Genomic DNA, 24428 nt, shown 5'->3' on the forward strand with positions numbered 1-24428 from the left:
GCCCACCCGGCCTTCCGCGGGCGGCCCGCCGGCTACTCCACGGGGGTGGATTCCGGCCGCTCGCGCGCCGCCCGCTTGATCGCGGCGTCCCGCTTGCGGACGTACCAGACGCCGATCAGCCCGAGCCCGCCCCCGGCCAGGCAGGTCCACAGCCACCACAGATGGCCGTGGTCGTGGAACCAGCCGTAGAAGGGGAGCTGCACGAGGAACAGGACGAACCAGACGATCGTGCCGCCGGTGATGGTGGCGACCACGGGCCCCTCAAGGGGCTCGGGCGCCTCGTGCTGGGGGATCCACTTGGCCATGCCGGACAGCTTACGAGGCGATCGGAACCCGGCCCGTTCCGCGCGGGGTCTACGCGCGGAGATAGCGATCTAGTAGTCATACGTTCATACTGAAACCGTTTGTCTTTGACCGCTTCTAATCGTAGGAAACTCCAGGAGGGCTCGGGGGAACCCTCTGGTGATGAGGTCCCGCATGTCCACCTCGGCTCCTGCCAAGGTCCCCACCCCCGAGAAGCCGGGCGCGTCCGCCGGCGGCCCCCTCGACCGCTACTTCAAGATCTCCGAGCGCGGCAGCAGCGTCGCGCGGGAGATCCGGGGCGGTTTCGCCACCTTCTTCGCGATGGCGTACATCATCGTGCTGAACCCGATCATCCTGGGCAGCGCGAAGGACATGTACGGGCACCATCTGGACAACGCCCAGCTGGTGACGGCGACCGCGCTGTCGGCCGCCTTCAGCACGCTGCTGATGGGCGTCATCGGCAATGTGCCGATCGCGCTGGCCGCCGGCCTCGGCGTGAACTCGGTCGTCGCCCTCCAGCTCGCGCCCCGGATGACCTGGCCGGACGCGATGGGCATGGTCGTCCTGGCCGGTTTCGTGGTCATGCTGCTGGTCGCGACGGGGCTGCGGGAGCGCGTGATGAACGCGGTGCCGTTCGGGCTGCGCAAGGCGATCGCGATCGGTATCGGCCTGTTCATCATGCTGATCGGCCTGGTGGACTCCGGCTTCGTCAGCCGCATCCCGGACGTCGCCCAGACCACCGTCCCGCTCCAGCTGGGCACCGGCGGTCACCTCACCGGCTGGCCGGTGCTGATCTTCATCCTGGGCGCACTGCTCACCTTCGCCCTGATCGTGCGCAAGGTGCCGGGCGCCATCCTGATCTCCATCGTGGGCATGACCGTCCTCGCGATGATCATCAACGCGGTCGCCAAGATCCCCTCCTGGGGCCTGACGGTCCCGAAGTGGCCCGGCAACCCGGTCTCCACCCCGGACTTCGGCCTGGTCGGCCAGGTCAGCCTGTTCGGCGGCTTCTCCAAGGTCGGCGTGCTGACCGGCATCCTCTTCGTCTTCACGGTCCTGCTGTCGTGCTTCTTCGACGCGATGGGCACGATCATGGGCATCAGCGACGAGGCCAAGCTGACCGACGCCCAGGGCTACATGCCGGGCATCAACCGGGTGCTGTTCGTGGACGGCCTCTCGGTCGCGGCCGGCGGTGCCAGCTCCGCCTCGGCCACCACCGCCTTCGTGGAGTCCACGGCCGGCGTCGGCGAGGGCGCCCGCACGGGCCTGGCGAACGTGGTCACGGGCGGCCTGTTCGCGGTGTCGCTGCTCCTCACCCCGATCGCCACCATGGTGCCGTCCCAGGCGGCCACCCCGGCGCTGATCGCGGTCGGCTTCCTGATCCTGTCGAACTCCGTCAAGGAGATCGACTGGGCCGACTACACGATCGCGATCCCGGCGTTCGTGACCATGCTGATGATGCCGTTCACCTACTCGATCACCAACGGCATCGGCATGGGCTTCATCACCTTCACCGTGCTGCGCCTGGCCGCGGGCCGGTTCCGCGAGATCCCGGTGGCGATGTACATCGTCTCGGCGGTCTTCGCCTTCTACTACCTGATGCCGGCCCTGGGTCTGACCTGATGCCGGCCTTGGGCCTGACCTGAGCCGTTCCACGGCGTCCTCGGGCGACACCCGACATCCGTCACCCGTCGCCCGTCCTCACGTGACGCCGTAGAACCTCTCCGTCTCCTCGACGGCGGTCCGGAACCGCTGGTCGAAGTCGTCCCGGATGAGCGTGCGGACCACATAGTCCTGCACGCTCATTCCCCTTTTCGCCGCGTGCTGCCGGAGCCGGTCCAGCAGCTCCCCGTCTATCCGCAGGCTGAGCACAGTGGTCCCCATGGCTACGAGGGTCGCCACTGCCGCCCCGTGGATGCGTCCCTTTCCGGCAGCGGCTCACCCATATGGGTGATGGAAAGCCCCGGAGGGCTTCAGTGGCGGGCATCACGGGCACACCGGCGCGCCACGGTGGTCTTTAGTTAGAGTAATGAGTTACGCTAAGGACATGCCGGACCTCAACCATGGCGACGATGCTGCCGCCGTGAACTCCCTTCGCTCCGCCGTGATGCGGCTGTCCCGTCGGCTCAAGCACCAGCGGGTGGACGAGTCGCTGAGCCCCACCGAGATGTCGGTGCTCGGCACCCTGTCCCGCTGCGGCTCGGCCACGCCGGGCGAGCTGGCCCGAAAGGAGCACGTCCAGCCGCCCTCGATGACCCGCATCGTCGCGCTGCTCGAAGCCAAGGGACTGGTCCGTCTCGAACCGCACCCGGAGGACCGGCGCCAGAAGGTCGTCACCCAGACCGAGCAGGCCGAGGCGATGCTCGAGGAGAGCCGCCGCAAGCGCAACGCGTTCCTGGCGAATCTCGCCGACGGCCTCGACGAGGACGAGTGGGCCAAGCTGCGCGCCGCCGCCCCCGTGCTGGAAAAACTCGCACACCTGTAAAGCAGCAGCCTGAGGAGGCGAATTCTGTTGAGTACGGGATCCGGAACACCTTCCGCCCCCGCACCGACCGCCCCTACTACCCCCGCCCGCAAGTCCTCGATGTTCAGCTCGCTGAAGGTCAGGAACTACCGCCTCTTCTTCATAGGCCAGGTCGTCTCCAACACGGGCACCTGGATGCAGCGCATCGCCCAGGACTGGCTCGTCCTGAGCCTCACCGGGTCCTCCGCGGCCGTCGGCATCACGACGGCCCTTCAGTTCCTGCCGATGCTCCTGTTCGGTCTCTACGGCGGTGTCCTCGTCGACCGGCTGCCCAAGCGCCCCGCGCTCCTGGTCACCCAGTCCGCGATGGCGCTCAGCGGTCTCGCGCTCGCCGCGCTGACCCTCACCGGCCAGGTCCAGGTCTGGCACGTCTATCTCGCCGCGTTCTTCGTCGGACTCGCCACGGTGGTCGACAACCCCGCCCGGCAGTCCTTCGTCTCCGAGATGGTCGGCCCCGACCAGCTGCACAACGCGGTCAGCCTGAACTCCGCGAACTTCCAGTCCGCGCGCCTCGTCGGCCCCGCCGTCGCCGGCCTCATGATCACCGGAGTGGGCACCGGCTGGGCGTTCCTCGCCAACGGCCTGTCCTTCGCCGCGCCGATCACCGGCCTGCTCCTGATGCGCGCCCGCGAGCTGTACCCGGTCAAGCGGACCCCGCGCGGCAAGGGCCAGCTGCGGGAAGGCCTCCAGTACGTCGCCGGGCGCCCGGAACTGATCTGGTCCGTGGTCCTCGTCGGCTTCATCGGGACCTTCGGCTTCAACTTCCCGGTGTGGCTGTCCGCCTTCGCCGACAACGTCTTCCACGTCGGTGCCGGCGGCTACAGCCTCCTCAACACCCTGATGGCCGCGGGCTCGCTCGGCGGCGCCCTGCTGGCCGCCCGCCGCGGCTCGGCCCGGATGCGGCTGCTGATCCTCGCCGCGCTCACCTTCGGCGCGCTGGAGATCGTGGCCTCGCTGGCACCCTCGTACTGGCTGTTCGCCGTGCTCATGGTGCCGATCGGGATCTGCGGCCTCACGGTCAACGTGACCGCGAACACCACCGTGCAGATGGCCACCGACCCGGCCATGCGCGGCCGGGTGATGTCCCTGTTCATGATGGTCTTCATGGGCGGCACCCCGCTCGGCGCCCCGGTCATCGGCTGGATCACCGACACCTACGGCGCCCGCGTCGGCTTCGCCCTCGGCGGCGTCGTCTCCGCGCTCGCGGCCGGTGTCATCGGCCTGGTCCTCGCCCGCGTCGGCGGTCTGCGCCTGTCGGTGGGCTGGGAGCGGGGCACCCCGCGGCTGCGGTTCGTGCCGCGGCAGCGGAAGGAGCTCGCCACGGCGGCGTGACCGTCTCCGTGGCGGTCCGGAGGGTGCCGGTGCCTGGTGGTGCCGATCCTTCGCGGTGCGGGGTGTCGCGCGGTGCCAGTGTGACTATCGCACTCGCTGGGCCAGTACCTGACCCGGCCACTCGTCCGGACCATGGCGGAACGCCTCGGTCCGGACGAAGCCGTTCTTCTCGCAGAAGGCGACCAGCTTGCCGTCGTCGCCCGCGTAGCAGTCCACCCGCAGCAGCGAGGCCCCGGCCCGCCGGGTCACCTCGGCCGCGTGGGCGAGCAGCGCGGCACCGGCGCCCCGCCCCTTGAACCGGCGGTCCGAGGCGAGCAGCTGGATGTACCGCTCGGGCTCGCCCGCGGGCTCCGGATAGGCGCCGGGCGCGTCGCCGAGGGTGAGGGTGGCGGCCGGGGCGCCGTCCACCTCGGCGAAGTACGGCGTGCCCGCGGCGGCGTACCGCCGTACCGTCTCCACCGCCCCGGGATTCGCCGACCAGGGCTCGGTGCCCCACTGCCGGGTGCGCCCCTGAGCCGCCGGCCACTCCACCGAGCTGTCCAGCATGGCCAGGATCAGCGGCACGTCGCCGGGGCCGCCCGCGCGGATGGTGATCGTCATGACGGCCATCATGCCCGCGTGCCTCTGGGATCGTGAAGGCATGAGACTCTTCGCCGCTGTGCTGCCGCCGGAGGACGTCACCGCCGAACTCGCCCTGGAAGTCGACCGGTTGAAGCGGCTGCCGGGCGCCGACGGGCTGCGCTGGACCGGCCGCCCCGGCTGGCACCTCACCCTCGCCTTCTACGGCGAGGTCGCCGAGGACCTCGTACCCGAGCTGTCCGCCCGCCTGGCCCGCGCGGCCCGGCACACCGCCCCCTTCGAGCTGTCCCTGCGCGGCGGCGGCCGGTTCGGTCACGGCCGCGCGCTGTGGACCGGCGCGGCGGGCGACGTGGACGCCCTGCGCCTGCTGGCCGGCCGGGCGGAGGCGGCGGGCCGCAAGGCGGGGCTGCGGCTGGAGGAGCACCGCCGCTACCAGGCCCACCTCACGCTGGCCCGCGGCCGGGGGGAGGTGGACGTACGGCCGCACGTGGAGCTGCTGCGCGAGTTCACGGGCCGGAGCTGGCGGGTGACCGAGCTGGCGCTGGTGCGCAGCGAGCTGCCGAGGTCGGGGGTGCCGGGGGAGCAGCCGCGGTACGAGGTGGTCGGGCGATGGGTGTGCGGGGCGTCCGGTTAGGCTCGATGCGTGGACCCGAAAACCCGGAACCGGATCATGGCCGGTGCGCTTGTGCTCATGTTGGTGGTCGTCGCGGTGGCGGCGGCTGTCAGGTAGCGGTTGGTTCGTGCGCCCTGAGGGGCGGGGGACGCGGGTTCGCCGGCGGCTGCGGCCGTTCGTGGGCCGCGTGGGCCGCTCGCGCGATTCCCCGCCCCTCAGGCGGCGCCTGAACCCTTCAGGCGGCGCTCGAACCTTCAGGCGCCGTCTGGACCTTATAAGGCGCCTGGACGCTCAGGGCGTCTACCAGGCGAAGGCCTCCGGGGAGGGGCCCGGCCCCGGGAAGATTTCGTCCAGGCCGGCCAGCAGCTCGTCGCTCAGCTCCAGCTCCACCGCCCGCACCGCCGACTGGAGCTGCTCCGCCGTACGCGGGCCGACGATCGGACCGGTGACGCCGGGGCGGGTGAGCAGCCAGGCCAGGGCGGTCTCACCGGGTTCCAGGCCGTGCTTGTCAAGCAGGTCCTCGTACGACTGGACGCGCGCGCGGGCGGCCGGGTCGGCGAGGGTGTCGGCGGCCCGCCCGGAGGCACGGCGTCCGCCCTGCACCTCCTTCTTGAGCACACCGCCGAGCAGCCCGCCGTGCAGCGGGGACCAGGGGATGACCCCGAGGCCGTACTCCCGCGCGGCCGGGATGACCTCCATCTCGGCGCGGCGCTCGGCGAGGTTGTACAGACACTGCTCGCTGACGAGGCCGAGGGTGCCGCCGCGGCGGGCGGCGGTCTCGTTGGCCTGGGCGATCTTGTAGCCGGGGAAGTTGGAGGAGCCGGCGTAGAGGATCTTGCCCTGCTGGACGAGGGTGTCGATCGCCTGCCAGATCTCCTCGAAGGGGGTGTTCCGGTCGATGTGGTGGAACTGGTAGAGGTCGATGTGATCGGTCTGGAGCCGCTTGAGGCTGGCGTCCACCGCGCGCCGGATGTTCAGCGCGGAGAGCTTGTCGTGGTTCGGCCAGGCGTCGCCGTCGGCGGCCATGTTGCCGTAGACCTTGGTGGCGAGGACGACCTTGTCCCGGCGGTCACCGCCCTTGGCGAACCAGTTCCCGATGATGCTCTCGGTGCGGCCCTTGTTCTCCCCCCACCCGTACACATTGGCGGTGTCGAAGAAGTTGATGCCCGCGTCCAGCGCCGCGTCCATGATCGCGTGGCTGCCGGCTTCGTCCGTCTGCGGCCCGAAGTTCATCGTCCCGAGAACCAGCCGGCTGACCTTGAGCCCTGTGCGTCCAAGCTGCGTGTACTTCATGGTCACCAGCCAACGGCTTGGAGTGGGCTCAAGGCAAGGGCGGGTCAGTCACGGGGGAATTCGGCGGTCTTGAGGATGAGGTCGAGGGGCGTGGCCACGTCGATGTCCGCTCCGAAGGCGACCGTCAGTTCACTGAGGTACTCACCGTCTTTGGGCTCGGAGTAGAGATGGCACTTGCCCTGGTACGGATCGGCGATGAGGAAGGCGGGGACCCCGGCGGTGGCGTACGCCGTCTTCTTGGGGCCGTAGTCGTTGTGTGCCGTGCCCTTCGAGATGACCTCGGCGACGAACTCGACGTCCTCGCAGCTCCACAGGCCCCTGGGTGACTTCTCGGCGTCCTCGGCCACGAGGGTGACGTCGGATGCGAAGCCGTTGAGATGCCCTGGGTAGTCCACGCGGACATCCGACTTGACGCGCTTGCGCGGGTACTTCGCGCGCAACTGCTCCACGATGTCCAGGATGATCTCCCAGTGGGTGTCCCGCTGCGGCGACATGAAGACGGCCCCCTCGACGACCTCGATCTTGTATCCCTCGGGGGCGATCCGCTCAAGCGACTCGAACAGGCTGTCCAGAGTCAGCTCGTCGTTCTCCATGGCCACCTCGATCCTGTCTTCAAGGACGGTCATCATGGCGCTCCTCCCCGGCTGCCCGCGAACAAAGGCAGCCGCGCGGTACAACGATACGCACCGTGACGAAGAGACGCCGGAATCCGGCCAAACCGCTCAGACTGTTCTAGCTACGTACGCCTGCCCGATTCCCCACGCCTCCCGCATCGCCCCCGCGAACGCCTCCGCGATCCGCCGCTCGCCGCTCGCGTTCGGGTGGGTGCCGTCGTACGTGTCGGCGTGGATGTCGTACGACCTCGGCGGCGACGCCAGCAGGATCGGCGACCGGGGTTCGTCCAGGTCGGCGACCGCCTTGGCGAGGAGCACATTGAAGAGGGCGACCTGGTCGGCGAAGGGCGCGTCGGACTCGGCGCGGACGTTGGGGATCACCGGCAGCAGGACCATGCGGATGCGCGGGTCGGCCGCGCGGGCGGCGCCGATGAAGGCGCGGACGTTCCCGGCGGTCTGCTCGGCGTTGGTGTAGAAGCCGAGGTCGATGAGGCCGAGGGAGACGAGCAGCGCGTCCGGCCGGCAGTCGCGTATCGCGTCGCCGATCAGCGGGGCCATGTGCAGCCAGCCCTCGCCCCAGCCCGCGAGATGGGCGCGGGGGAAGTCAGGGTCGGCGTAGGCGAGGGACGTCGCGGCGCCGGTCTGCTTGTCGTACAGCGTCTCGCGCGGTCCGACGAGGGTGACGGCGGGGTCGTACGTAGCGCGCAGGAGCTGCCACAGCCGGTGACGCCATGTGTGTTCGCCCGCGCTCCCGATCGTCATGGAGTCGCCCACGGGCATGAACCTGAGCATCCGATCATCATGGACGATCGGTACGGCGGGTGGGGTGTGAGGCCCGCCACGTGGGGCGTCCGGGGCGTCCGGGGGGGCGTCCGTGCGGCGTCCGGGGGTGGCCGGAGGGGTGAACGCCGGGCGGTGATGGCAGGCTTGGGGGATGCGCCGACCGTTCGCCGTCCTCGCCGCCGTCCTGCTCGCCGGCGCCTGCGCGCTGCCCGCGTCCGCCGCGGAGGGCACCGGGGGCGCCACGGGCACCGCGGGCACCGGGAGTGCCGTGAGCGCCGGGGACAAGGGGTTCACCATGTCGGACCCGCGGATCACGGAGTCCAGCGGCCTGGCCGCCTCCCATCTGCATCCCGGCATCTACTGGACGCACAACGACAGCGGCGACGGCCCGTACATCTACGCCGTGGACGGCGCGACCGGGAAGACGGTGGCGCGGGTGACCCTGCGGGGCGTCGGCACCCCGCGCGACGTCGAGGCGATCTCGATCGGGCCGCACAACGAGATCTACGTCGGCGACATCGGCGACAACTTCGACGGCCGCTGGCCCTATGTGTGGATCTACCGCCTCCCGGAGCCGGAGGTCCTCAAGGACCAGACGGTCACGGCGACGCAGTACGTGGTGAAGTACTCCAACGGTCCGCGCAACGCCGAGTCGATGATGGTCCAGCCCAAGACGGGCCGGGTCTACATCATCGACAAGAAGGAGGACGGCGGCCACCTCTACGAGGGCCCCGCCACCCTCTCCACCACCGGCGCCAACATCTTCAGGCCGATCGCCCCCATCGACCTCTGGGCGACGGACGCCACCTTCTCGCCCGACGGCACCCACTTCGCCGTGCGCGGCTACCTGGGCGGCATCTACTACTCCTGGAACGACGGCCACCCCAAGCGCACCGAAATGCTCGACGTCCCCCTCCAGGGCCAGGGCGAGGGCATCACCTACTCGGCCGACGGCACGAAACTCCTCTACAGCAGCGAGGGCGCCGACAGCACGGTCGTCGCCAAGGACGCCCCGGACGCCCCGAAGCCCTCCCCGGACCGGGAGGGCGGCTCACCGGGCAACCCGGTGACCGGCGGGTCGAGCCTCAAACTGGGCGCGGTGGGTGTCGTGGTCGTGCTGCTGGGCCTGTTCACCCTGGGCCGCCGGCGCCGCCGTAACCGGTGACTGGCCCAGCGGGCAGGGGAGTTCGGGCCGTGCCCGGTTCGGTGAGCAGGTGACGAGGGAGAGGGAGAGGAAGGCGGGCCGTTCGAGGTAGAACCCGAGCGCCACGTCACCGCCTGCCGCGAGCCGCTCGACAGCGGAACCGACGACACCGTCCGGACACCCCCGCACCTCCCCGGCGAACCGCCCGGCGAACACGTCCAGTTGCCCGCGCAGCCACACCCCGGCCTCCCGCGCGGTCCGCCAGGTGCCGCGTACCAGTGAGCCCGGCTTGAGCAGCCAGTAGGCGGTCTCCAGCGGGGGCAGCTCCGACACCGGGAACTCGGCGGCCACCTCCCGGTACCGCGCGACCACCTCGGGCCGGCTGCCGACCGGAGGCGGCTCGGGATACGGCGGCCTCCGCAACGCCTCCTGATCGAACCGCGCCTTGGACCCGGTCCACAGGTAGCCGTGGTGGTGCATGGGGCTCCTGTCCGTGAGGGCTCGGTGGAGAACCACAGCGGCGCCGCGCCCGGCCGCTTGTATTCCGCATGCATGACCCCTTCGTGTATGCCCCGTTGAAGATGGGCGGTTGGTCAGGGACGACCGTAGGGAAGGGGAAGCGGGCTGCGAGGCGAATATTCTCGATTATTCTCGCGCGGTCACTCTGGATGCATGGACAACCACCCAGAGGCATGGAGATGCTCGGGTTGCCGAGATCGCCGAGCATCAAGGGGGCATAGATGACAAACGGGTTGCGGCTCAGTGACACTGAGAACGGGTTGAACCAGGAACAGGCCGAACTGGTCCGGTTCTTCAAGGTCAGCGTCCGGCGGTTCGAGTCCGGGCACTCCGCTCCGGAGATGTTCTCCACCGCTATCGACTCGGAATGGCACCGGCTGATGGCGACCCCCGGCTACGCCGGGTTCTGTGCCGAACACGCCGGCCGGACCATCGGCCACCGCCCGGTGAAAGGCGTCGGTGAGATCTCCTGGATCCCCACGTACGAGGAGATGTTCGGGCCTCTGCCCGCGCTCTGGTTCACCGACAAGGACGGCCGGATCCACCAGCGGGCATTGGCCCGCTACCGGAAGACCGGTGTGGTGGTCGCCGAATGGGACTGCTCGCCGATTCCGGGCGACGGCGGTGACGCCGCACCGTCCGAGCCTGTGACGACCACGACCCGGTGACCCTCCCGCAGCTGAAGGGAGCGCTCCGGACCAGCCTCGGAGCGCTCCGCCTCGTCGAGAGCAGAACCACCAGTCCCACCACGGTGGATGTCGCCGATTACGTGGCCGCCGTCGCCGCGCACTGCCCCTGGCTCGCCCCATCCGCCGGGCGCGGGCTGACCGGCTGGACCGTGTACGAGGCGGTGGGGGAGGCCGACGGCATCGAGGCCGGGGTATTCCATGCCGGAGTCCAAGCGGCCGAGTGGATAAGGCCTTTGGCGCTCCGGCCATACGGCACGCTCGTATGCGAGAACGTCGTCGTCCTCGGCGCCGGCCGGCAAGCACTGGAATGGCCCCACTGGGTTCTGAAGCACCTGTACGGACCCGTGGGCCTGATGTTCGGCAAGTTCCCGACGGGCGAGGAGCGGATGGACCGGTGTGGCCGCCGTGTCCCGGCGCCGCCCGTGTCGTTCCTTCCGGTGCGCGTGGCCATACGGTCACGCGATGCGCACTTCCTGCGGCGGACGCCGGACCTCGCTGCCGCCCTGGCGGGAGCGGTGGACGACGGCCGGGACGTCTTCGAGGGCGTCCCGTGCGCATGGAAGGAGATCAGGCAGTGGGCGCACCACCTCCTGCCCGGGCAGTGAAGACGCTGGAGGACCGCTTCGGCTCACTCACCCACGATCTGCTCAGCGACCGGCGAGGCTCCCGCGCGTGGAAGATCACGACCGCTTCGGGGGCGATGGCACTGAAGGCCAATGACCCGCAGGCCGACGGAACTCGGGACAAGGCGAGGGAACTGGAGCAGGAGAACCGCTGCCTCCTCCGGCTCGGCGAGGCTGGTGCCGTCGACCAGGGGTATCGGATCGACGCCGGACGCTGGGACGGCGGCCACTGGCTCGCCGTGCGCTGGATCGACGGTTTCCCCCTGTGGCGGGCCTTCGCCCTCGCCCGCGGCCCCGAGGGCGACCGTCCCTCCGTACGCCCCTGGCTGCTGGGTATCGCCCGCACCTGGGCCCAGCGCCTCGCCCGACTCCACGCCGCCGGCTGGGCTCACGCCGATGTGCAGCCCACCAACACCCTTGTCACCGGTACCGGAACCACCGAGATCATCGACTACGCCCTGGCCTGCGGCCCCGACGCATCCCACCGCCTCCCGTACCGGGGCGCACTCACCCACACCACGGCTCCGGAGATCGCCGAAGCGATTTTGTCCACCACCGACGACACCCACATCCAGGCCGGTCCGGCGGCAGACATCTGGGGCCTGGGCGCGTCCCTGTTCTGGTGCTGGACGGAACACCGACCAGTGCATTACGAGGACGACGCGGACCGACGGGACAAGCTCCGCGCCATCGCCGACGGACGCGTGCTGCGCCTTTCAGCCGTACGCCCTTGGTCCTTTCCGGAGTTCGAGAGGCTGGTCACGTCCTGCATGAGCACCGACCCCGGCGCCCGCCCCACGGCAACCGAGCTGGCCGACGCATGCTGACGTTGCGAGAGATCTCTCTGGACGATGCCCCGGCCGTCCAGCGCATCCACAGCGGCGAGTCCGTCCGCTTCACGCACGGCGTCGGATACCGCATGACCCTGAAGGACGCCCGCCACCGCATCGCCGAGGCCTTGGCCCTGTCCCGTGAAATTCCGCGTGCCCGCTGGGACTTCGCACTTCTCGCCGCCGATGACCTGATCGGCCTGATTGCCCTTCGAGTACGGAAACCAGGCACCGGAACCGTCAGTTACATCCTCCGCCAGGACGCCTGGGGTCAGGGCTACGCCACGGGGGCCGTCCGGTATGTCGTCGCCTATGCCTTCGCCCGCACCGATCTGGAGTACCTGGAGGCCAAACACCACCCCGACAATCCTGCTTCCGGCCGGGTCCTGACCAAAGCCGGTTTCACCTGCGTCGGAACGTCTGACCTTCATTCGGAGGGTGGGGTGGTGGTGCCCTATCCGGCGTACGAGCTTCGCCGTTGCTGAAAAGCAGGCTGTGATTCAGCGGGACCGGCAGCTGCTAGCCGGACCGCGATTGTTCGATTCGATGACGATGATCGGATACTGGTGAGTACGGACTATCAGAGGGCGCGCGAGGAACTCGGGCGTCGGCTCCGAGAATTGCGCCTTGAGAGTCCTGGGGGCCGACTCACCGGTGTTCAGCTTGCACAGCGGCTGAGCTGGCGGCAATCGAAGGTCAGCAAGCTGGAGAACGGCAGGCAGACACCCACAGAAGACGATCTCCGGGCGTGGGCGGAGGCGGTGCGGCAGCCTGCTGTGTTTCCAGAGCTACGGGTGCGCCTGAAAGGCTTCGAGGGGCATATCCGTTCCTGGCGGCGTCAGCTCGCGGCGGGACACGCTCCCGTCCAGGAAGCATGGAACACTGCGGTCTTCAGCGCGAGGACAGTGCATGCATTGAACAATGCCGCTGTCCACGGCATGCTTCAGACTGCCGACTACGCCCGGCACATCTTCGAGCAACATGCCGGACTTCGGAATTCACCGAAGGACACGGATGCCGCAGTGCGGGCCCGTATGAAGCGTCGGGAGTGGCTGCACCGGCCGGGAAAACGGCTGAATCTGCTCGTGGCCGAGAGCGTGCTGTGGGCTCGAATCTGCCCGCCGGAGACGCTGGTCGCCCAGCTCGATCACCTGTTGGGTGTGATGGAGATGGACGCCGTGCGGCTGGGGATTCTGCCGCTGAATGCCGCGCGGCCGCTGGTCGTGGGCAACTCGTTCAACATGCTGGACGATCGGCTGGTCGTAGTCGAAGACTGGCACGCCGAACTCTGGCTGGAGGACGCCGATACGATTGCCCTCTACCGTCGAGTCTGGGACACCTTCGCGGAGTCGGCCGTCTACGGCACCGAGGCCCAGCAGGTGATCGCCCGCGTCCGCCGGAGCATCAGGGACTGAGCACGTACGGCCGCACCACGTCGTCCGCGGCTTCCCAAAGGGGCGCGCGGGGAGGCGCGGCGCTCTGCCAGCACGCTTCGTCGCGCGGGATCGGCAACCGGTGGCCGGCCGCGCGGTTGCGTTTGGCCCAGCGTCGCCAGCGGGCGTCGTACGGGTTCGGCAGGCGCCATACGTACGGGTCCGGTGCCCGGACCTCCCGCGCGATCCCCAGGTCCGCCACTTCAAGCTTGTGATGGCGGGACCTGGTGAACGGCCGTGCGAGCGCGTCATCAAGCCGTCGGAACACAGGTGTTCTCCGCGAGCGTGAACGTGGCCCATACGCACTTCGTGTACGGCTCCTGCCGGTAGCCCCAGGCCTCGGCCAGCGCCGCCACGAGCGCGAGTCCGTGTCCGCCCTCTTCGTCCGGCGCGGAGTCACGGGGGTGGGGGAGCCGGTCGCGGTCCGGGTCCGAGACCTCCAGCCGTAGGACTTGCTCCTGGAGGGTGAGCGTGACCTCGACCAGGGCGCAGGAGACCCGGCAGTGCCGTACCGCGTTGGTGACGAGTTCGCTGGTCAATAGGGTCACGGTGTCGACGCTTTCGCCTGTGATCCCCCAGTCCGCAAGGGACTTGGCGATGAGCTGCCGGGCTGTTGACACGTGTCGTCTGTGCTTGGGGATGCGGAAGGTTGTGGTGGCGGGCATGGGGTGCCGTACCTCCTGACGCTACGTCAAGGATGCCGCTTTGCAATCGGCGTGTTGCCATGAGGCTAGAGCTGAAAGAGAAGCTGCCGCAACCAATCTAGGTGCATACATGCTGATGGATATATGTTCGATGACGGCATGCCCTACAGTTCCATTGCGACAGAGAGGGGGCCGGAATGCCTGTAGGTGGACGACCGACCGTACGCAGTAGGCGACTTGGCACTGCGCTCAGGACGTACCGGCTGGCGGCGAAGATGGACCAGCTCCAGGCGGCCGAGGTCATCGCCGCCCACCAGACCCGCGTCAGTCGCATAGAGACCGGACACGTCTCCGCCCGCCCGCTTGAAATCCGGGCTTTGCTGGACGCGTACGGAGTGCACGACCTCGAGGTCCGCAAGAAGCTGGAAGAGTTGGCTCGCCAGTCGAAGCGTCGGGGCTGGTGGCTGGAGCATGCCGCGCACCTGCGTCCGGATTACGTCGACCACATCGCGCTGGAGGACGACGCGACCTACATTCGCGAGTGGCAGCCGGTCATGGTGCCCGGTCTCCTGCAAACTCCGGACTATGCGGAGGCCGTCATCGCCGGCGGCCCGAACTGCATGGAGCCCGAACGCGCCGCTCAGTTGGTAAAGGTGCGTGTGGCGCGACAGGCGAAGATCGAAGAGGGCGGGGCGTCGTACACGGCCATCCTCTGGGAGTCGGTTGTCGCGCATCCGCTGGTGAGCGTCGGCATCCACCGGGAACAACTGGCCGCGATCCTGGAGATCGGGAAGCGGAAGAACGTCACTGTTCAGGTGCTGCCGTTCAGCGCGGGCGTTCTGGCCGGTTACTCCTCCGCCTTCTCCTCCTTCAGCTTCGACGAGGAGCCGACGGTCCAAGCGGTCGCCATGGACAACCTGCGAGGCACCTCGGTCCTCGAAGGGGCCGAGGACCTCGCCGTTTACGCCAATGCATACGACCTACTACGATCGGCGGCGTTGGCGCCGGACGCGAGTGCGAAGCTCATCCGGGGCGTACTGCGGAGCTTGAAGGAAGACACATCGTGACCGAGGTCGTAAGCCCCTTCTGGAAGTCGTCGTACTCGGGGCAGGAGAACGCCTGCGTCGAGGTCGCCGACACGGCCCCCGCCGGCCGCGCCGTCCGCGACAGCAAGCAGGACAACGGCCCCCTCCTCACCGTCTCCCGTGAAACCTGGGAGAACTTCCTGCGCCAGTTCGCGTAGGTCGCGCCCAACGGCCAAGGGCGCCCGGCAGATCCTCGTCGGGCGCCCTTCGTGTTGGCCTGGTTGCATTGGCATATCCCTGGGGCATATTCACCCCTTCGGTTGACCGCACTGCCATATGCCCGTACGGGCACCGCCGACATGGCTACCTTCCGGCCTATGGTCAGTTCACCGCACGACACGATGCACCAGATCTTCCGCAAGGAGCCGGATCTGTTCGCCCGTCTCCTGCCGCGGGCGGGCATCGCGTTTCCCGAGTACGACTCGATCGAGCCCCTGGACACCGACCTCACCGAGATCAGGCCGTTGGAACGGAGAGTGGACAGCCTCTTCCGGGTGCGCACGGTCGGAGACGCGGGCGGCTTTCTGCTCGCGGTCGAGTCGCAGGGCAGGCCGGACCCGGACAAGCACAACAGCTGGACGTACTACTTGGCCTACATGTACGCCAAGTACCGCCTGCCGCCCGTCCTCTTGGTGGTGTGCCAGGACAAGGCGACGGCGTCCTGGGCGGCGGAGCCCATCAGCGTGGGCAGCGGCTTCCACACCAGCATGCGGGTCTTCCCGCTGGTGCTGGGGCCGAAGAGCCTGCCCGTGATCACCGATCCGGAGGAGGCGGCGAAGGACGTCGCCGCCACCGCGTTCTCGGTGCTCGCCCACGCCAAGGATCCGGGTCTGCTTGCGATACTGGACGAGGTCGGGCCGGCGGTGGGGCCCCACAAGGACTGGGCGGAGATCATCGAGGTGGGACTGGGCGAGGGCCCGGCCCGTGACTACTGGAGGAAGCTGATGGCCACGTACACCCCGGTCTTCCCCGGCAACAACACCGTGATGGAGGAGGCGTGGCGCAAGGTCCACGCCGATGGTGAGGCGAAGGGCGAGGCCAAGGCCGTTCTCCGGGTCCTCGCCGCGCGGGGAGTCGAGGTTTCCGATTCCGTTCGGGAGCGGGTCATGGCCTGTGCCGAGTTGGAGATGCTGGAGACCTGGCTCGACCGTTCCCTCACCGTGACGAGCGCCGAGGAGCTGTTCGTCGGGGATGGGGAAGGAAGCGGCCGGGCCGGATGACGGCGAAGGGCGCCCGGCACTGTCGCCGGGCGCCCTTCAGTGTCGTAGCCGAGAGGTCAGAGCTTCTCGATGACGTAGTCGATGCACTTGGTCAGCGCCTCGACGTCCGCCGGGTCGATCGCCGGGAACATGGCGACGCGCAGCTGGTTGCGGCCGAGCTTGCGGTAGGGCTCGGTGTCGACGATGCCGTTGGCGCGCAGCACCTTGGCGATGGCGGCGGCGTCGATGTCGTCGGAGAAGTCGATGGTGCCGATGACCGCGGAACGCTTCGCCGGGTCGGTGACGAAGGGGCTGGCGAACTTGACGTCCTCGGCCCAGTTGTACAGCGCCCGCGCCGAGGTGGCGGTGCGGCGGACCGCGAAGTCCAGGCCGCCCTGGCCGTTGAGCCAGTCCAGCTGCTGGCCGAGCAGGAAGAGGGTGGCGAGGGCCGGGGTGTTGTACGTCTGGTTCTTGCGGGAGTTGTCGATCGCCGTGGGCAGCGAGAAGAACTCCGGGATGTGCCGGCCGGACGCGTGGATCCGCTCCGCGCGCTCGATCGCGGCGGGGGAGAACACGCCGATCCACAGGCCGCCGTCGGAGGCGAAGGACTTCTGCGGGGCGAAGTAGTAGACGTCGGTCTCGGCGATGTCGACCGGCAGGCCGCCCGCGCCGGAGGTCGCGTCCACCAGCACGAGGGAACCCTCGTCGGCGCCGGCCACCCGCTGGATGGGCATGGCGACACCGGTGGACGTCTCGTTGTGGGTGAAGGCGTACACGTCGACGCCCGCCTCGGCCCGCGCCTCGGGGTGGGTGCCCGGATCGGTGGCGATCACCGTCGGCTCGGCCAGCCAGGGCGCGAGCTTCGCGGCCTTGGCGAACTTGGAGGAGAACTCGCCGAAGCTGAGGTGCTGGGACTTGTTCTCGATCAGCCCGTGGGTGGCGATGTCCCAGAAGGCGGTGGAGCCGCCGTTGCCGAGGACGACCTCGTAGCCATCGGGAAGGGAGAACAGCTCGGAGATCCCCTCGCGGACCTTACCGACCAGGTTCTTGACGGGCGCCTGGCGGTGGGAGGTACCGAGCAGGGAGCTTCCGGTGGCGGCGAGGGCGTCGAGCGCCTCGGTCCGCACCTTGGAGGGGCCCGCGCCGAAACGTCCGTCGGCGGGCTTGATGTCAGCGGGAATCTGGATGTCGGCCACGACTCGGAGGGTATCGGGTGGGCGAAACGGGACGGAACCGTGTCCGTCGGATGAGACAAGGGCATCAGGAGACTGACTTGTCATGTCGTACGACGATCATGGGTGGGCTTGTACGACGATCAAGGCGGGGTTGTGGATAACTTTCGGTGACGGTCGGTGATCGGATGCATCCTGAACGCATGACGGACCACACGGATGGGACGGGCCCCTCGCACCCCGCACACCCCGCACACCCCGCACACTCCACGCACTCCACGCGCCCCGCGGACTTCTCGGACCCCTCGGCCCTCTCCGCCCTCGAAGCCGACCTGCGCGCACGCCTCCGCGGCGACGTCCGCTTCGACGCCACCGCCCGCGCGCTCATGACCATGGACGCCTCCAACTACCGGCGCGTCCCCGCGGGAGTCGTCGCCCCGCGGGACGCCGAGGACGTGGCGGCGGCGCTGGAGGTGTGCCGGGCACGCGGCGTGCCGGTGGTCGCCCGCGGCGGGGGCACGTCGATCGCCGGGCAGGCCACGGGGACCGGGGTCGTACTCGATTTCACCCGGCATATGGACCGCCTGCTGGAGCTGGACCCCGGCACGCGCACGGCCGTCGTGCAGCCCGGCCTGGTCCTCGACACCCTCCAGCGTGCCGCCGCCCCGCACGGCCTGCGCTTCGGCCCCGACCCGTCCACGCACAGCCGCTGCACCCTCGGCGGAATGATCGGCAACAACTCCTGCGGCTCCCACTCGGTGGCCTGGGGGACGACCGCCGACAACATCGCGGAGCTGGAGGTGCTCACCGCGCGCGGCCGGCGGCTGCGGCTCGGGCCGGGGTGGGCCGGCGCCCCCGAGGGGCTGCGGGAGCTGGCGCAGGGCGAGTCGGCCCGGCTGCGCACCGGCTTCCCGGACCTGCCCCGCCGCATCTCCGGATACGCACTGGACGCGCTGCTGCCGGAGCGGGGCGCCGACGTGGCCCGCTCCTTCTGCGGCTCCGAGGGCACCCTCGGCGTCCTCACCGAGGCGGTGGTGCGCCTGGTCGAGGCCCCACCCGCCCGCGCCCTGGCGGTGCTGGGGTACGGCGACGAGAGCGCCGCCGCCGAGGCCGCCGCCGGCCTCCTGCCGTACGGGCCGCTGACGGTGGAGGGCATGGCCGCCGACCTGGTGCCCGCGGGGACCGGACTGCCCAGGGGCGGCGCCTGGCTGTTCGTGGAGACGGGCGGAGGGTCGCCGGCGGAGGCCCGTGCGCGCGCGGAGGAGATCGTGCGGGCCGCCGATGTCGTGGACGCCCTCGTGGTGACCGAGTCCGCCGCCCAGCGGGCCCTGTGGCGCATCCGCGAGGACGCGAGCGGTACGGCGACACGGATGCCGGACGGCTCCGAGGCCTGGCCCGGCTGGGAGGACTGCGCGGTGCCGCCCGCCCGGCTCGGCGCCTATCTGCGCGACTTCCGCGCCCTGCTCTCCTCCCACGGCCTGCGCGGCACTCCGTACGGCCACTTCGGCGACGGCTGCATCCACGTCCGCATCGACTTCGACCTGCTCACCCCGCCCGGCATCGGCCGCTTTAGGCGCTTCTCGGAGGAACTGGCCGACCTGGTGGTGGCCCACGGCGGCTCGCTGTCCGGGGAGCACGGCGACGGCCAGGCCCGTGCGGAACTGCTGCCCCGGATGTACGGCGCCGAGACGGTCCGGCTGTTCGAGCGCGCCAAGACCCTCTGGGACCCGGACGACCTGCTCAACCCCGGCATGCTGGTCCGCCCCGCCCCGCTCGACGGCAACCTCCGCTTCTCCGTGCTGCCCGCCGGGCCGGTGGACGTGGCCTTCGGCTACCCGGCCGACGGCGGCGACTTCCGCGCGGCCGTCCGCCGCTGCGTCGGTGTGGCCAAGTGCCGTACGACCTCGGCGGACGGCCCCGCCGTGATGTGCCCGTCCTTCCGGGCGACCGGCGAGGAGGAGCACTCCACCCGCGGCCGGGCCCGGCTGCTGCACGAGATGCTGGCGGGGGAGCTGATCACCGACGGCTGGCGCTCCACCGAGGTCCGTGACGCCCTCGACCTCTGCCTCGCCTGCAAGGGCTGCCGCACGGACTGCCCGGTCGGCGTCGACATGGCCACCTACAAGGCCGAGTTCCTGCACCACCACTACGCGGACCGCCGCCGCCCCGCCGCCCACCACAGCATGGGCCGCCTGCCCGAGTGGCTGCGCTGGACCGCCCGCACCCGTACGGCTCCGCTGCTCAACGCGCTCGCCGCCGTCCCGCCCCTGGCCGCCGCCGCGAAACGCCTGGCCGGGATCGCGCCCGAGCGGCGGCTGCCCCGGCTCGCCCCGCGGACCTTCACCGGCTGGTGGCGGCGCCGGAAGCCCGCGCGTGCCCAGGGCGCCGGCGACCTGGTCGTTCTCTGGCCGGACACCTTCACCGAGCATCTGTCCCCCTCGGTCGGCCGCGCGGCCGTCCGCGTCCTGGAGGCCGCCGGCCTCCGGGTGACCCTCCCACCGACCCGCCTGCCGCGCCGGACCCCGGCCCCCAACCCCCCGGCCCCCACCCCTCCGGCCCTCAACCCCCTGGCTGCCGCCGCCCCTTCCCTCCTCCCCGCCCGCCGTGCCCGCGTCTGCTGCGGCCTGACCTACCTCTCCACCGGCCAGCTCGACCGCGCCCGCGCGGTGCTGCGCCGCACGCTCGACCTGATGGAGCCGGTGCTGCGCGCGGGCGTCCCGGTCGTCGTGCTGGAACCGAGCTGCGCGGCCGCCCTCCGCACCGACCTGCCGGAACTCCTGGGCGACGACCCGCGCGCGCCCCGGCTCGCCGCCGCCGTGCTCACCTTCGCCGAGGCCCTGGAGCGGCACGCCCCGCGGTGGGCCCCGCCCGCCGTGGACCGGCCCGTCGCCGGTCAGACCCACTGCCACCAGCACGCGGTGCTCGGCGACGCCCCGGACCGCCGGCTGCGCGAGTCGGCCGGCCTCACCGGGGAACTCTCCGGCGGCTGCTGCGGCCTGGCCGGCAACTTCGGCTTCGAGAAGGGCCACTTCGAGGTCTCCAGGGCCTGCGCGGAGGAGCGGTTGCTGCCCTCGATACGGGAGGCGGCCGCGGACACCGTGGTCCTGGCCGACGGCTACTCCTGCCGCACCCAGCTGGAGCAACTGGGCGGAGTGCGGGGACGGCACCTGGCGGAGGTGCTGGCCGAAGCGCTGGAGCGGGACACGAGCGGAGGCGCCGGAGCGGGACACGAGCGGGACGGAGGGGAATGACGGGCCGACGGCGGAAGGCACTGCTTCGATAGGTCGAGTGATCAGCGAGCCGTGAAGGAGCCACGCGTATGAGCCTCGCCGTCCGTCCGGTCAGCCGGGCCGAACACCTCGCCTTCGTGGCGGCCCGCCCCTCGGTCAGCCATCTCCAGCTGCCGTCCTGGGGGGATGTGAAGCCGGACTGGCGGGCGGAGAGCCTGGGGTGGTTCGAGGCGGACGGGCGGCTCGTCGGGGTCGGGCTGGCGCTGCTGCGGCCGCTGCCCAGGGTGAAGCGCTACCTGGCGTACCTACCCGAGGGCCCGGTCATCGACTGGGACGCGCCCGACCTGGAGCGCTGGCTGGACCCGATGCTGGCCCACCTCAAGCGGCTGGGCGCCTTCTCGGTGAAGATGGGGCCGCCCGTGGTGGTGCGGCGGTGGAGCCCCGAGGCGGTCAAGGCCGCCATCGCCGACCCGGACGCGCACCGGCTGCGGGACGCGCCGCCGACCTCCGAGGAGCCGGGGGCGCGCGCCCTCGTCGACCGGCTGCGCCGCATGGGCTGGCGGCAGACCGAGCCCGGCGGCGAGGACGGCTTCGCCGCGGGGCAGCCCCGGTACGTCTGCCAGGTGCCGTATGCCGGGCGGTCGCTGGAGGACATCCAGCGCGGGCTCAACCAGCAGTGGCGGCGCAACATCAAGAAGGCCGAGAAGGCGGGGGTGAAGGTCGTACGGGGGGACTACGAGGATCTGCCGGCCTTCTACGAGCTGTACGCGGAGACGGCGGAGCGGGACCGTTTCATCCCCCGCCCGCTGCCGTACTTCCAGCGGATGTGGACGGCGCTGACCGCCGAGGACCCGGACCGGATGCGGCTGTACCTCGCGCAGCACGACGGCGAAGTGCTCGCCGCGGCCACGATGCTGATCGTCGGCGGACACGTCTGGTACTCGTACGGCGCCTCCACCAGCCGCAGACGGGAGGTGCAGCCCAACAACGCGATGCAGTGGCGGATGATGTGCGACGCCCATGAGCTGGGCGCCCATGTCTACGACTTCCGGGGCATCACGGACACCCTGGAGGAGTCCAACCACCTCCTCGGACTGCTCCGCTTCAAGGTGGGCGCGGGCGGCGGGGCGGTGGAGTACGCGGGCGAGTGGGACTTCCCGCTGAACCGCCTGCTGCACAAGGCGTTCGACCTGTACATGGCGCGCCGCTGAGGGAGGCGGCGGCGGGGGCGCCCGCGATGCGAGAGGGGCGTATCTCAGCATCCAGGACAGTGCCAAAAGAGGTTCACACTCCTGACGGGGTCCACTACCCTGGACCGGGTAGTACAGGGAGCTGTACATGATCTGAGTCGAGCACCGGGACCGTCGTGAGCACCGTCAACACCTCAAGCGCCACTTCCCGTTCGTCCGCGACGGCGCCCGGCCCGCCGGGGACTCCGGGCCGACTCGGCTCGCTCGGACCGGTGGGGCTGGTGCTGGCCGGCGGGGTGTCGGTGCAGTTCGGCGGGGCCCTCGCGGTGACGCTGATGCCGAGGGCGGGCGCGCTGGGCGTGGTGACGCTCCGGCTTGTCGCGGCGGCGGTGGTGCTGCTGCTGTTCTGCCGGCCCCGGCTGCGCGGCCACTCGCGTGCCGACTGGGGCACGGTGATCGTCTTCGGTCTCGCCCTGGGCGCCATGAACAGCCTGTTCTACGAGGCCGTGGCCCGTATCCCGCTCGGCCCCGCCGTCACCCTGGAGGTGCTCGGACCGCTCGCCCTCTCGGTCGTGGCCTCCCGCCGCCTGATCAACGTCGTGTGGGCGGCGCTCGCGCTGGGCGGCGTGTTCCTGCTCGGCGGCGGGGGCTTCAGCGGGGTGGACCCGGCGGGGGTGGGCTTCGCGCTGGGCGCGGGCGCGATGTGGGCGGCGTACATCGTCTTCAGCGCGCGCACCGGCCGGCGTTTCCCGCAGGCGGACGGGCTGGCGCTGGCCATGGCGGTCGCGGCGCTGCTGGTGCTGCCGCTCGGCATCGCCTCCTCCGGCGACCGTCTCCTCGTCCCCACCACCCTCGGCCTGGGCGCGGCGGTGGCCGTGCTCTCCTCGGTGCTGCCCTACACCCTCGAACTCCTCGCCCTGCGCAAGCTGCCCGCCGCCACCTTCGCCATCCTGATGAGCCTGGAACCGGCCCTCGCCGCCACCGCCGGTTTCCTCATCCTCGGCCAGTCCCTCTCCGCCCGCGAGATCATCGCGATCGCCCTGGTCATCGCGGCGACCATCGGCGCGGTGCGCACCCAGGTGGGCCGGGCCAGGACGCCGGTGCCGGACGCGTAGGGCCGTCCCTGGCCCGGATTTCCCCGTGGCGGGTCGGCCCGAAGGGGCGGGGGTGGGCCGGGCCGGGGGCGGTGGCGCTGTGTACGTTGGCGGGAAGGGGTCCGTGGCGTCGAATGAGGCGTCGGCAACAGGCAGGGGAACAGGAACGCATGGCACGTGTCGCCGTCATCACCGCGCCCAATATCGGCTACCGCAACACCGGGATGCTGACCGTCGACCTGGCCTTCGAGGCGATGCGGCGGCGGATGGGGGGCGGCTTCGAGGCGAGCTGGTACACGCTGCACCTGCCGCAGACCGTGCCGCTGCGGGGCCTGCGGGAGGGCGTGCGCGGGGCGGAACTGCCCTTCCGGTTCCGGTCGTTGATCGACGAGGTGGACAGCCTGCGCGAGCACGACGCCGTCGTCTTCTGGGGCGATTTCCTGCACGCCCGGCACTACCTCACCCAGGACGCCTCCAACCGGCTCCTCGACTACGGGCTCGTGAAGGACCGGGGCGCCGCCCGCGCCCTGCTCAACCGGACCCTGCTCCTCGCCGACCAGCCGGACGGCCTGCTCGACCGCACCCTCGGCTACGGCGGCACGATCCTGCACAACACGCAGTCGGACTACGAGGACAAGGAGTACGGGCCCCTGTTCACGCGGCTGATGACGCGCAGCCGCCGGATCTGGGTGCGCGATCCGCTGTCGGCGGCCAAGCTCGGGCACCTGCGCGGGGACCGTACGACCGACCACTTCGGCTCCGACGCGGCCCTGCTGAACCGTCCCGGCGACCTCGACTGCCTCCCGGTCACGCCCTGGTCCCAGGATCTTCCGGAGGGGGGCGCGATCGGGGTGTTCCTCGGCGCCCGGACGAAGATCCCCGACTGGCTGCCCGGCTTCTGTCAGGGGCTCGCGGAGCGGCTGGGCGCGCCCCTGGAATGGCTCCCCTGGTTCGAGGGGGACGTCCCGCAGCGGGTCGGCCACCTCCCGGTCCGCCCCGGTGACCCCACCGTCGGCGATCTGCTCGGCGTCCTGCCCCGCTACCGCCTCGTCATCACCGACACCTACCACCTGTGCGTCAACGCCTGGGGCGCCGGCACCCCGGTGGTCTGCGTCGGCAGGCCCGAGCCGGTGCCGACGACCGACCGCGACTACCTGACGCTCAGCGACGTGAAGAAGCACGTGCTGCACATGGCGTACGACGCGGCCGACTTCTACCTTCCGGCCGTCGCCGACAGCCCCGAGGGGCACGAGCGGCGGGCCGAGCGGATCGTCCGGCTCGTGGAGGGCGGGGGAGCGGCCGCCGTGGCCGACCGGATCCGCGAGCACGCCGAGTACTCCGCGGACTCCTTCGCCGGGACCCTCGCCTCACTCCTGGGCTGACCCCGGACGCGCCCCTGAGCCGCGCCCCCTCAGCCCACCCGGCCACCCTCAGACCACCCCGGCCACCCTGAGTCCACCCCACCCCCGACCCTGACCGTGGCCCCGACTCCGGCCGGGCAAGGTCGGCGCAATGAATCATGCAAGCACGCTTGA

25 protein-coding genes and 1 pseudogene are annotated in these 24428 nt (G+C 70.6%); 17 read left to right on the forward strand and 9 right to left on the reverse strand.

Annotated features, from left to right (window positions below; all coding sequences use genetic code 11):
* Positions 1–32 precede the first annotated feature (32 nt).
* The gene (locus AC069R_RS20330) at positions 33–305 is read right to left on the reverse strand and encodes a DUF2530 domain-containing protein (protein WP_351866576.1); all 273 of its coding nucleotides are present in this window, start codon (positions 303–305) and stop codon (positions 33–35) included.
* Between the two features lie 172 nt (positions 306–477).
* Between AC069R_RS20330 and AC069R_RS20335 the strand changes: the two genes are divergently transcribed.
* Positions 478–1926: an NCS2 family permease gene (locus tag AC069R_RS20335; protein WP_478768220.1), complete on the forward strand. Its 1449-nt coding sequence runs from the start codon at positions 478–480 to the stop codon at positions 1924–1926.
* 78 nt (positions 1927–2004) lie between these two features.
* Here the strand turns inward: AC069R_RS20335 and AC069R_RS20340 are convergent, their stop codons facing one another.
* On the reverse strand, positions 2005–2187 hold the full coding sequence (locus tag AC069R_RS20340) for a ribbon-helix-helix protein, CopG family (protein ID WP_471063933.1): 183 nt from the start codon (positions 2185–2187) through the stop codon (positions 2005–2007).
* Positions 2188–2350: 163 nt separating this feature from the next.
* Here AC069R_RS20340 and AC069R_RS20345 point away from each other — a divergent pair, with 163 nt between their 5' ends.
* On the forward strand, positions 2351–2788 hold the full coding sequence (locus AC069R_RS20345; protein WP_037653316.1) for a MarR family winged helix-turn-helix transcriptional regulator: 438 nt from the start codon (positions 2351–2353) through the stop codon (positions 2786–2788).
* Between the two features lie 27 nt (positions 2789–2815).
* Positions 2816–4159, forward strand: a complete 1344-nt coding sequence (locus AC069R_RS20350; RefSeq protein ID WP_478768221.1) for an MFS transporter — start codon at positions 2816–2818, stop codon at positions 4157–4159.
* An 84-nt stretch (positions 4160–4243) separates the two neighbouring features.
* On the opposite strand, the gene AC069R_RS20355 is transcribed toward AC069R_RS20350, so the two are convergent.
* Positions 4244–4759, reverse strand: coding sequence for a GNAT family N-acetyltransferase (locus AC069R_RS20355; protein WP_478768222.1), 516 nt, complete (start codon positions 4757–4759; stop codon positions 4244–4246).
* Positions 4760–4799: 40 nt separating this feature from the next.
* Between AC069R_RS20355 and thpR the strand changes: the two genes are divergently transcribed.
* Entirely contained in the window at positions 4800–5372 is a 573-nt protein-coding gene (gene thpR, locus AC069R_RS20360) for an RNA 2',3'-cyclic phosphodiesterase (RefSeq protein WP_478768223.1), read from the forward strand.
* A 279-nt stretch (positions 5373–5651) separates the two neighbouring features.
* Here thpR and AC069R_RS20365 read toward each other — a convergent pair whose 3' ends face one another.
* The 3 genes from AC069R_RS20365 to AC069R_RS20375 all read right to left on the reverse strand — a co-directional run bounded on the left by AC069R_RS20365 (position 5652) and on the right by AC069R_RS20375 (position 8050).
* Entirely contained in the window at positions 5652–6644 is a 993-nt protein-coding gene (locus AC069R_RS20365; protein WP_478768224.1) for an aldo/keto reductase, read from the reverse strand.
* A gap of 44 nt (positions 6645–6688) precedes the next feature.
* Complete coding sequence (locus AC069R_RS20370) at positions 6689–7270, reverse strand: Uma2 family endonuclease (protein WP_478768225.1); 582 nt, start codon at positions 7268–7270, stop codon at positions 6689–6691.
* A gap of 96 nt (positions 7271–7366) precedes the next feature.
* The gene (locus tag AC069R_RS20375) at positions 7367–8050 is read right to left on the reverse strand and encodes a GDSL-type esterase/lipase family protein (protein ID WP_478768226.1); all 684 of its coding nucleotides are present in this window, start codon (positions 8048–8050) and stop codon (positions 7367–7369) included.
* A 142-nt stretch (positions 8051–8192) separates the two neighbouring features.
* Between AC069R_RS20375 and AC069R_RS20380 the strand changes: the two genes are divergently transcribed.
* A complete protein-coding gene (locus tag AC069R_RS20380) occupies positions 8193–9206 on the forward strand; it encodes a WD40 repeat domain-containing protein (protein ID WP_478768227.1) in 1014 nt (337 codons plus the stop codon).
* Positions 9207–9212: 6 nt separating this feature from the next.
* On the opposite strand, the pseudogene AC069R_RS20385 reads toward AC069R_RS20380, so the two are convergent.
* Positions 9213–9665: pseudogene (locus AC069R_RS20385) on the reverse strand (hypothetical protein); the annotation flags it as partial.
* Positions 9666–9964: 299 nt separating this feature from the next.
* On the opposite strand from AC069R_RS20385, the gene AC069R_RS20390 reads away from it, so the two are divergent.
* The 5 genes from AC069R_RS20390 to AC069R_RS20410 all read left to right on the forward strand — a co-directional run bounded on the left by AC069R_RS20390 (position 9965) and on the right by AC069R_RS20410 (position 13261).
* Complete coding sequence (locus tag AC069R_RS20390; protein ID WP_478768228.1) at positions 9965–10372, forward strand: glycine-rich domain-containing protein; 408 nt, start codon at positions 9965–9967, stop codon at positions 10370–10372.
* Entirely contained in the window at positions 10369–10998 is a 630-nt protein-coding gene (locus AC069R_RS20395) for a hypothetical protein (protein ID WP_478768229.1), read from the forward strand. Before AC069R_RS20390 ends, AC069R_RS20395 begins: the two co-directional genes overlap by 4 nt.
* Positions 10995–11843, forward strand: a complete 849-nt coding sequence (locus AC069R_RS20400) for a protein kinase domain-containing protein (protein WP_478768230.1) — start codon at positions 10995–10997, stop codon at positions 11841–11843. The genes AC069R_RS20395 and AC069R_RS20400 overlap by 4 nt, the downstream gene beginning before the upstream one ends.
* Entirely contained in the window at positions 11837–12331 is a 495-nt protein-coding gene (locus AC069R_RS20405; protein ID WP_478768231.1) for a GNAT family N-acetyltransferase, read from the forward strand. The genes AC069R_RS20400 and AC069R_RS20405 overlap by 7 nt, the downstream gene beginning before the upstream one ends.
* Positions 12332–12412: 81 nt before the next feature.
* A complete protein-coding gene (locus tag AC069R_RS20410; protein WP_478768232.1) occupies positions 12413–13261 on the forward strand; it encodes a helix-turn-helix domain-containing protein in 849 nt (282 codons plus the stop codon).
* A gap of 269 nt (positions 13262–13530) precedes the next feature.
* Here the strand turns inward: AC069R_RS20410 and AC069R_RS20415 are convergent, their stop codons facing one another.
* On the reverse strand, positions 13531–13944 hold the full coding sequence (locus tag AC069R_RS20415) for an ATP-binding protein (RefSeq protein WP_478768233.1): 414 nt from the start codon (positions 13942–13944) through the stop codon (positions 13531–13533).
* 176 nt (positions 13945–14120) lie between these two features.
* On the opposite strand from AC069R_RS20415, the gene AC069R_RS20420 reads away from it, so the two are divergent.
* From AC069R_RS20420 to AC069R_RS20430, 3 genes are all read left to right on the forward strand, one after another.
* Positions 14121–14990 carry a helix-turn-helix domain-containing protein gene (locus AC069R_RS20420; RefSeq protein ID WP_478768234.1) on the forward strand — a complete coding sequence of 290 codons (870 nt, stop codon included), beginning with the start codon at positions 14121–14123 and terminating at the stop codon, positions 14988–14990.
* Positions 14987–15166: a DUF397 domain-containing protein gene (locus tag AC069R_RS20425; RefSeq protein ID WP_478768235.1), complete on the forward strand. Its 180-nt coding sequence runs from the start codon at positions 14987–14989 to the stop codon at positions 15164–15166. Before AC069R_RS20420 ends, AC069R_RS20425 begins: the two co-directional genes overlap by 4 nt.
* Before the next feature lie 159 nt (positions 15167–15325).
* Complete coding sequence (locus tag AC069R_RS20430; protein ID WP_478768236.1) at positions 15326–16228, forward strand: RpnC/YadD family protein; 903 nt, start codon at positions 15326–15328, stop codon at positions 16226–16228.
* Positions 16229–16284: 56 nt separating this feature from the next.
* Here the strand turns inward: AC069R_RS20430 and serC are convergent, their stop codons facing one another.
* Positions 16285–17403, reverse strand: coding sequence for a phosphoserine transaminase (gene serC / locus AC069R_RS20435; protein ID WP_397985383.1), 1119 nt, complete (start codon positions 17401–17403; stop codon positions 16285–16287).
* 179 nt (positions 17404–17582) lie between these two features.
* Between serC and AC069R_RS20440 the strand changes: the two genes are divergently transcribed.
* The 4 genes from AC069R_RS20440 (at position 17583) to AC069R_RS20455 (ending at position 24275) form a co-directional block, all read left to right on the forward strand.
* Entirely contained in the window at positions 17583–20630 is a 3048-nt protein-coding gene (locus AC069R_RS20440; RefSeq protein ID WP_478768237.1) for an FAD-binding and (Fe-S)-binding domain-containing protein, read from the forward strand.
* Between the two features lie 68 nt (positions 20631–20698).
* A complete protein-coding gene (locus tag AC069R_RS20445; protein ID WP_478768238.1) occupies positions 20699–21820 on the forward strand; it encodes a lipid II:glycine glycyltransferase FemX in 1122 nt (373 codons plus the stop codon).
* A 155-nt stretch (positions 21821–21975) separates the two neighbouring features.
* Complete coding sequence (locus tag AC069R_RS20450) at positions 21976–22914, forward strand: EamA family transporter (protein WP_478768239.1); 939 nt, start codon at positions 21976–21978, stop codon at positions 22912–22914.
* A 149-nt stretch (positions 22915–23063) separates the two neighbouring features.
* Positions 23064–24275 (forward strand): hypothetical protein, encoded by a 1212-nt coding sequence (locus tag AC069R_RS20455; protein WP_478768240.1) that lies wholly within the window; start codon positions 23064–23066, stop codon positions 24273–24275.
* Positions 24276–24428: the final 153 nt, after the last annotated feature.

This window comes from Streptomyces sp. NPDC043952, assembly GCF_056435325.1.

Coding starts and splice junctions, on each gene's coding strand:
- AC069R_RS20330 (WP_351866576.1), bottom strand. CDS start 305: ATGGCCAAGTGGATCCCCCAGCACGAGGCGCCCGAGCCCCTTGAGGGG.
- AC069R_RS20335 (WP_478768220.1), top strand. CDS start 478: ATGTCCACCTCGGCTCCTGCCAAGGTCCCCACCCCCGAGAAGCCGGGC.
- AC069R_RS20340 (WP_471063933.1), bottom strand. CDS start 2,187: ATGGGGACCACTGTGCTCAGCCTGCGGATAGACGGGGAGCTGCTGGAC.
- AC069R_RS20345 (WP_037653316.1), top strand. CDS start 2,351: ATGCCGGACCTCAACCATGGCGACGATGCTGCCGCCGTGAACTCCCTT.
- AC069R_RS20355 (WP_478768222.1), bottom strand. CDS start 4,759: ATGACGATCACCATCCGCGCGGGCGGCCCCGGCGACGTGCCGCTGATC.
- thpR (WP_478768223.1), top strand. CDS start 4,800: ATGAGACTCTTCGCCGCTGTGCTGCCGCCGGAGGACGTCACCGCCGAA.
- AC069R_RS20365 (WP_478768224.1), bottom strand. CDS start 6,644: ATGAAGTACACGCAGCTTGGACGCACAGGGCTCAAGGTCAGCCGGCTG.
- AC069R_RS20370 (WP_478768225.1), bottom strand. CDS start 7,270: ATGACCGTCCTTGAAGACAGGATCGAGGTGGCCATGGAGAACGACGAG.
- AC069R_RS20375 (WP_478768226.1), bottom strand. CDS start 8,050: ATGCTCAGGTTCATGCCCGTGGGCGACTCCATGACGATCGGGAGCGCG.
- AC069R_RS20380 (WP_478768227.1), top strand. CDS start 8,193: ATGCGCCGACCGTTCGCCGTCCTCGCCGCCGTCCTGCTCGCCGGCGCC.
- AC069R_RS20405 (WP_478768231.1), top strand. CDS start 11,837: ATGCTGACGTTGCGAGAGATCTCTCTGGACGATGCCCCGGCCGTCCAG.
- AC069R_RS20415 (WP_478768233.1), bottom strand. CDS start 13,944: ATGCCCGCCACCACAACCTTCCGCATCCCCAAGCACAGACGACACGTG.
- AC069R_RS20420 (WP_478768234.1), top strand. CDS start 14,121: ATGCCTGTAGGTGGACGACCGACCGTACGCAGTAGGCGACTTGGCACT.
- AC069R_RS20430 (WP_478768236.1), top strand. CDS start 15,326: ATGGTCAGTTCACCGCACGACACGATGCACCAGATCTTCCGCAAGGAG.
- AC069R_RS20440 (WP_478768237.1), top strand. CDS start 17,583: ATGACGGACCACACGGATGGGACGGGCCCCTCGCACCCCGCACACCCC.
- AC069R_RS20445 (WP_478768238.1), top strand. CDS start 20,699: ATGAGCCTCGCCGTCCGTCCGGTCAGCCGGGCCGAACACCTCGCCTTC.
- AC069R_RS20455 (WP_478768240.1), top strand. CDS start 23,064: ATGGCACGTGTCGCCGTCATCACCGCGCCCAATATCGGCTACCGCAAC.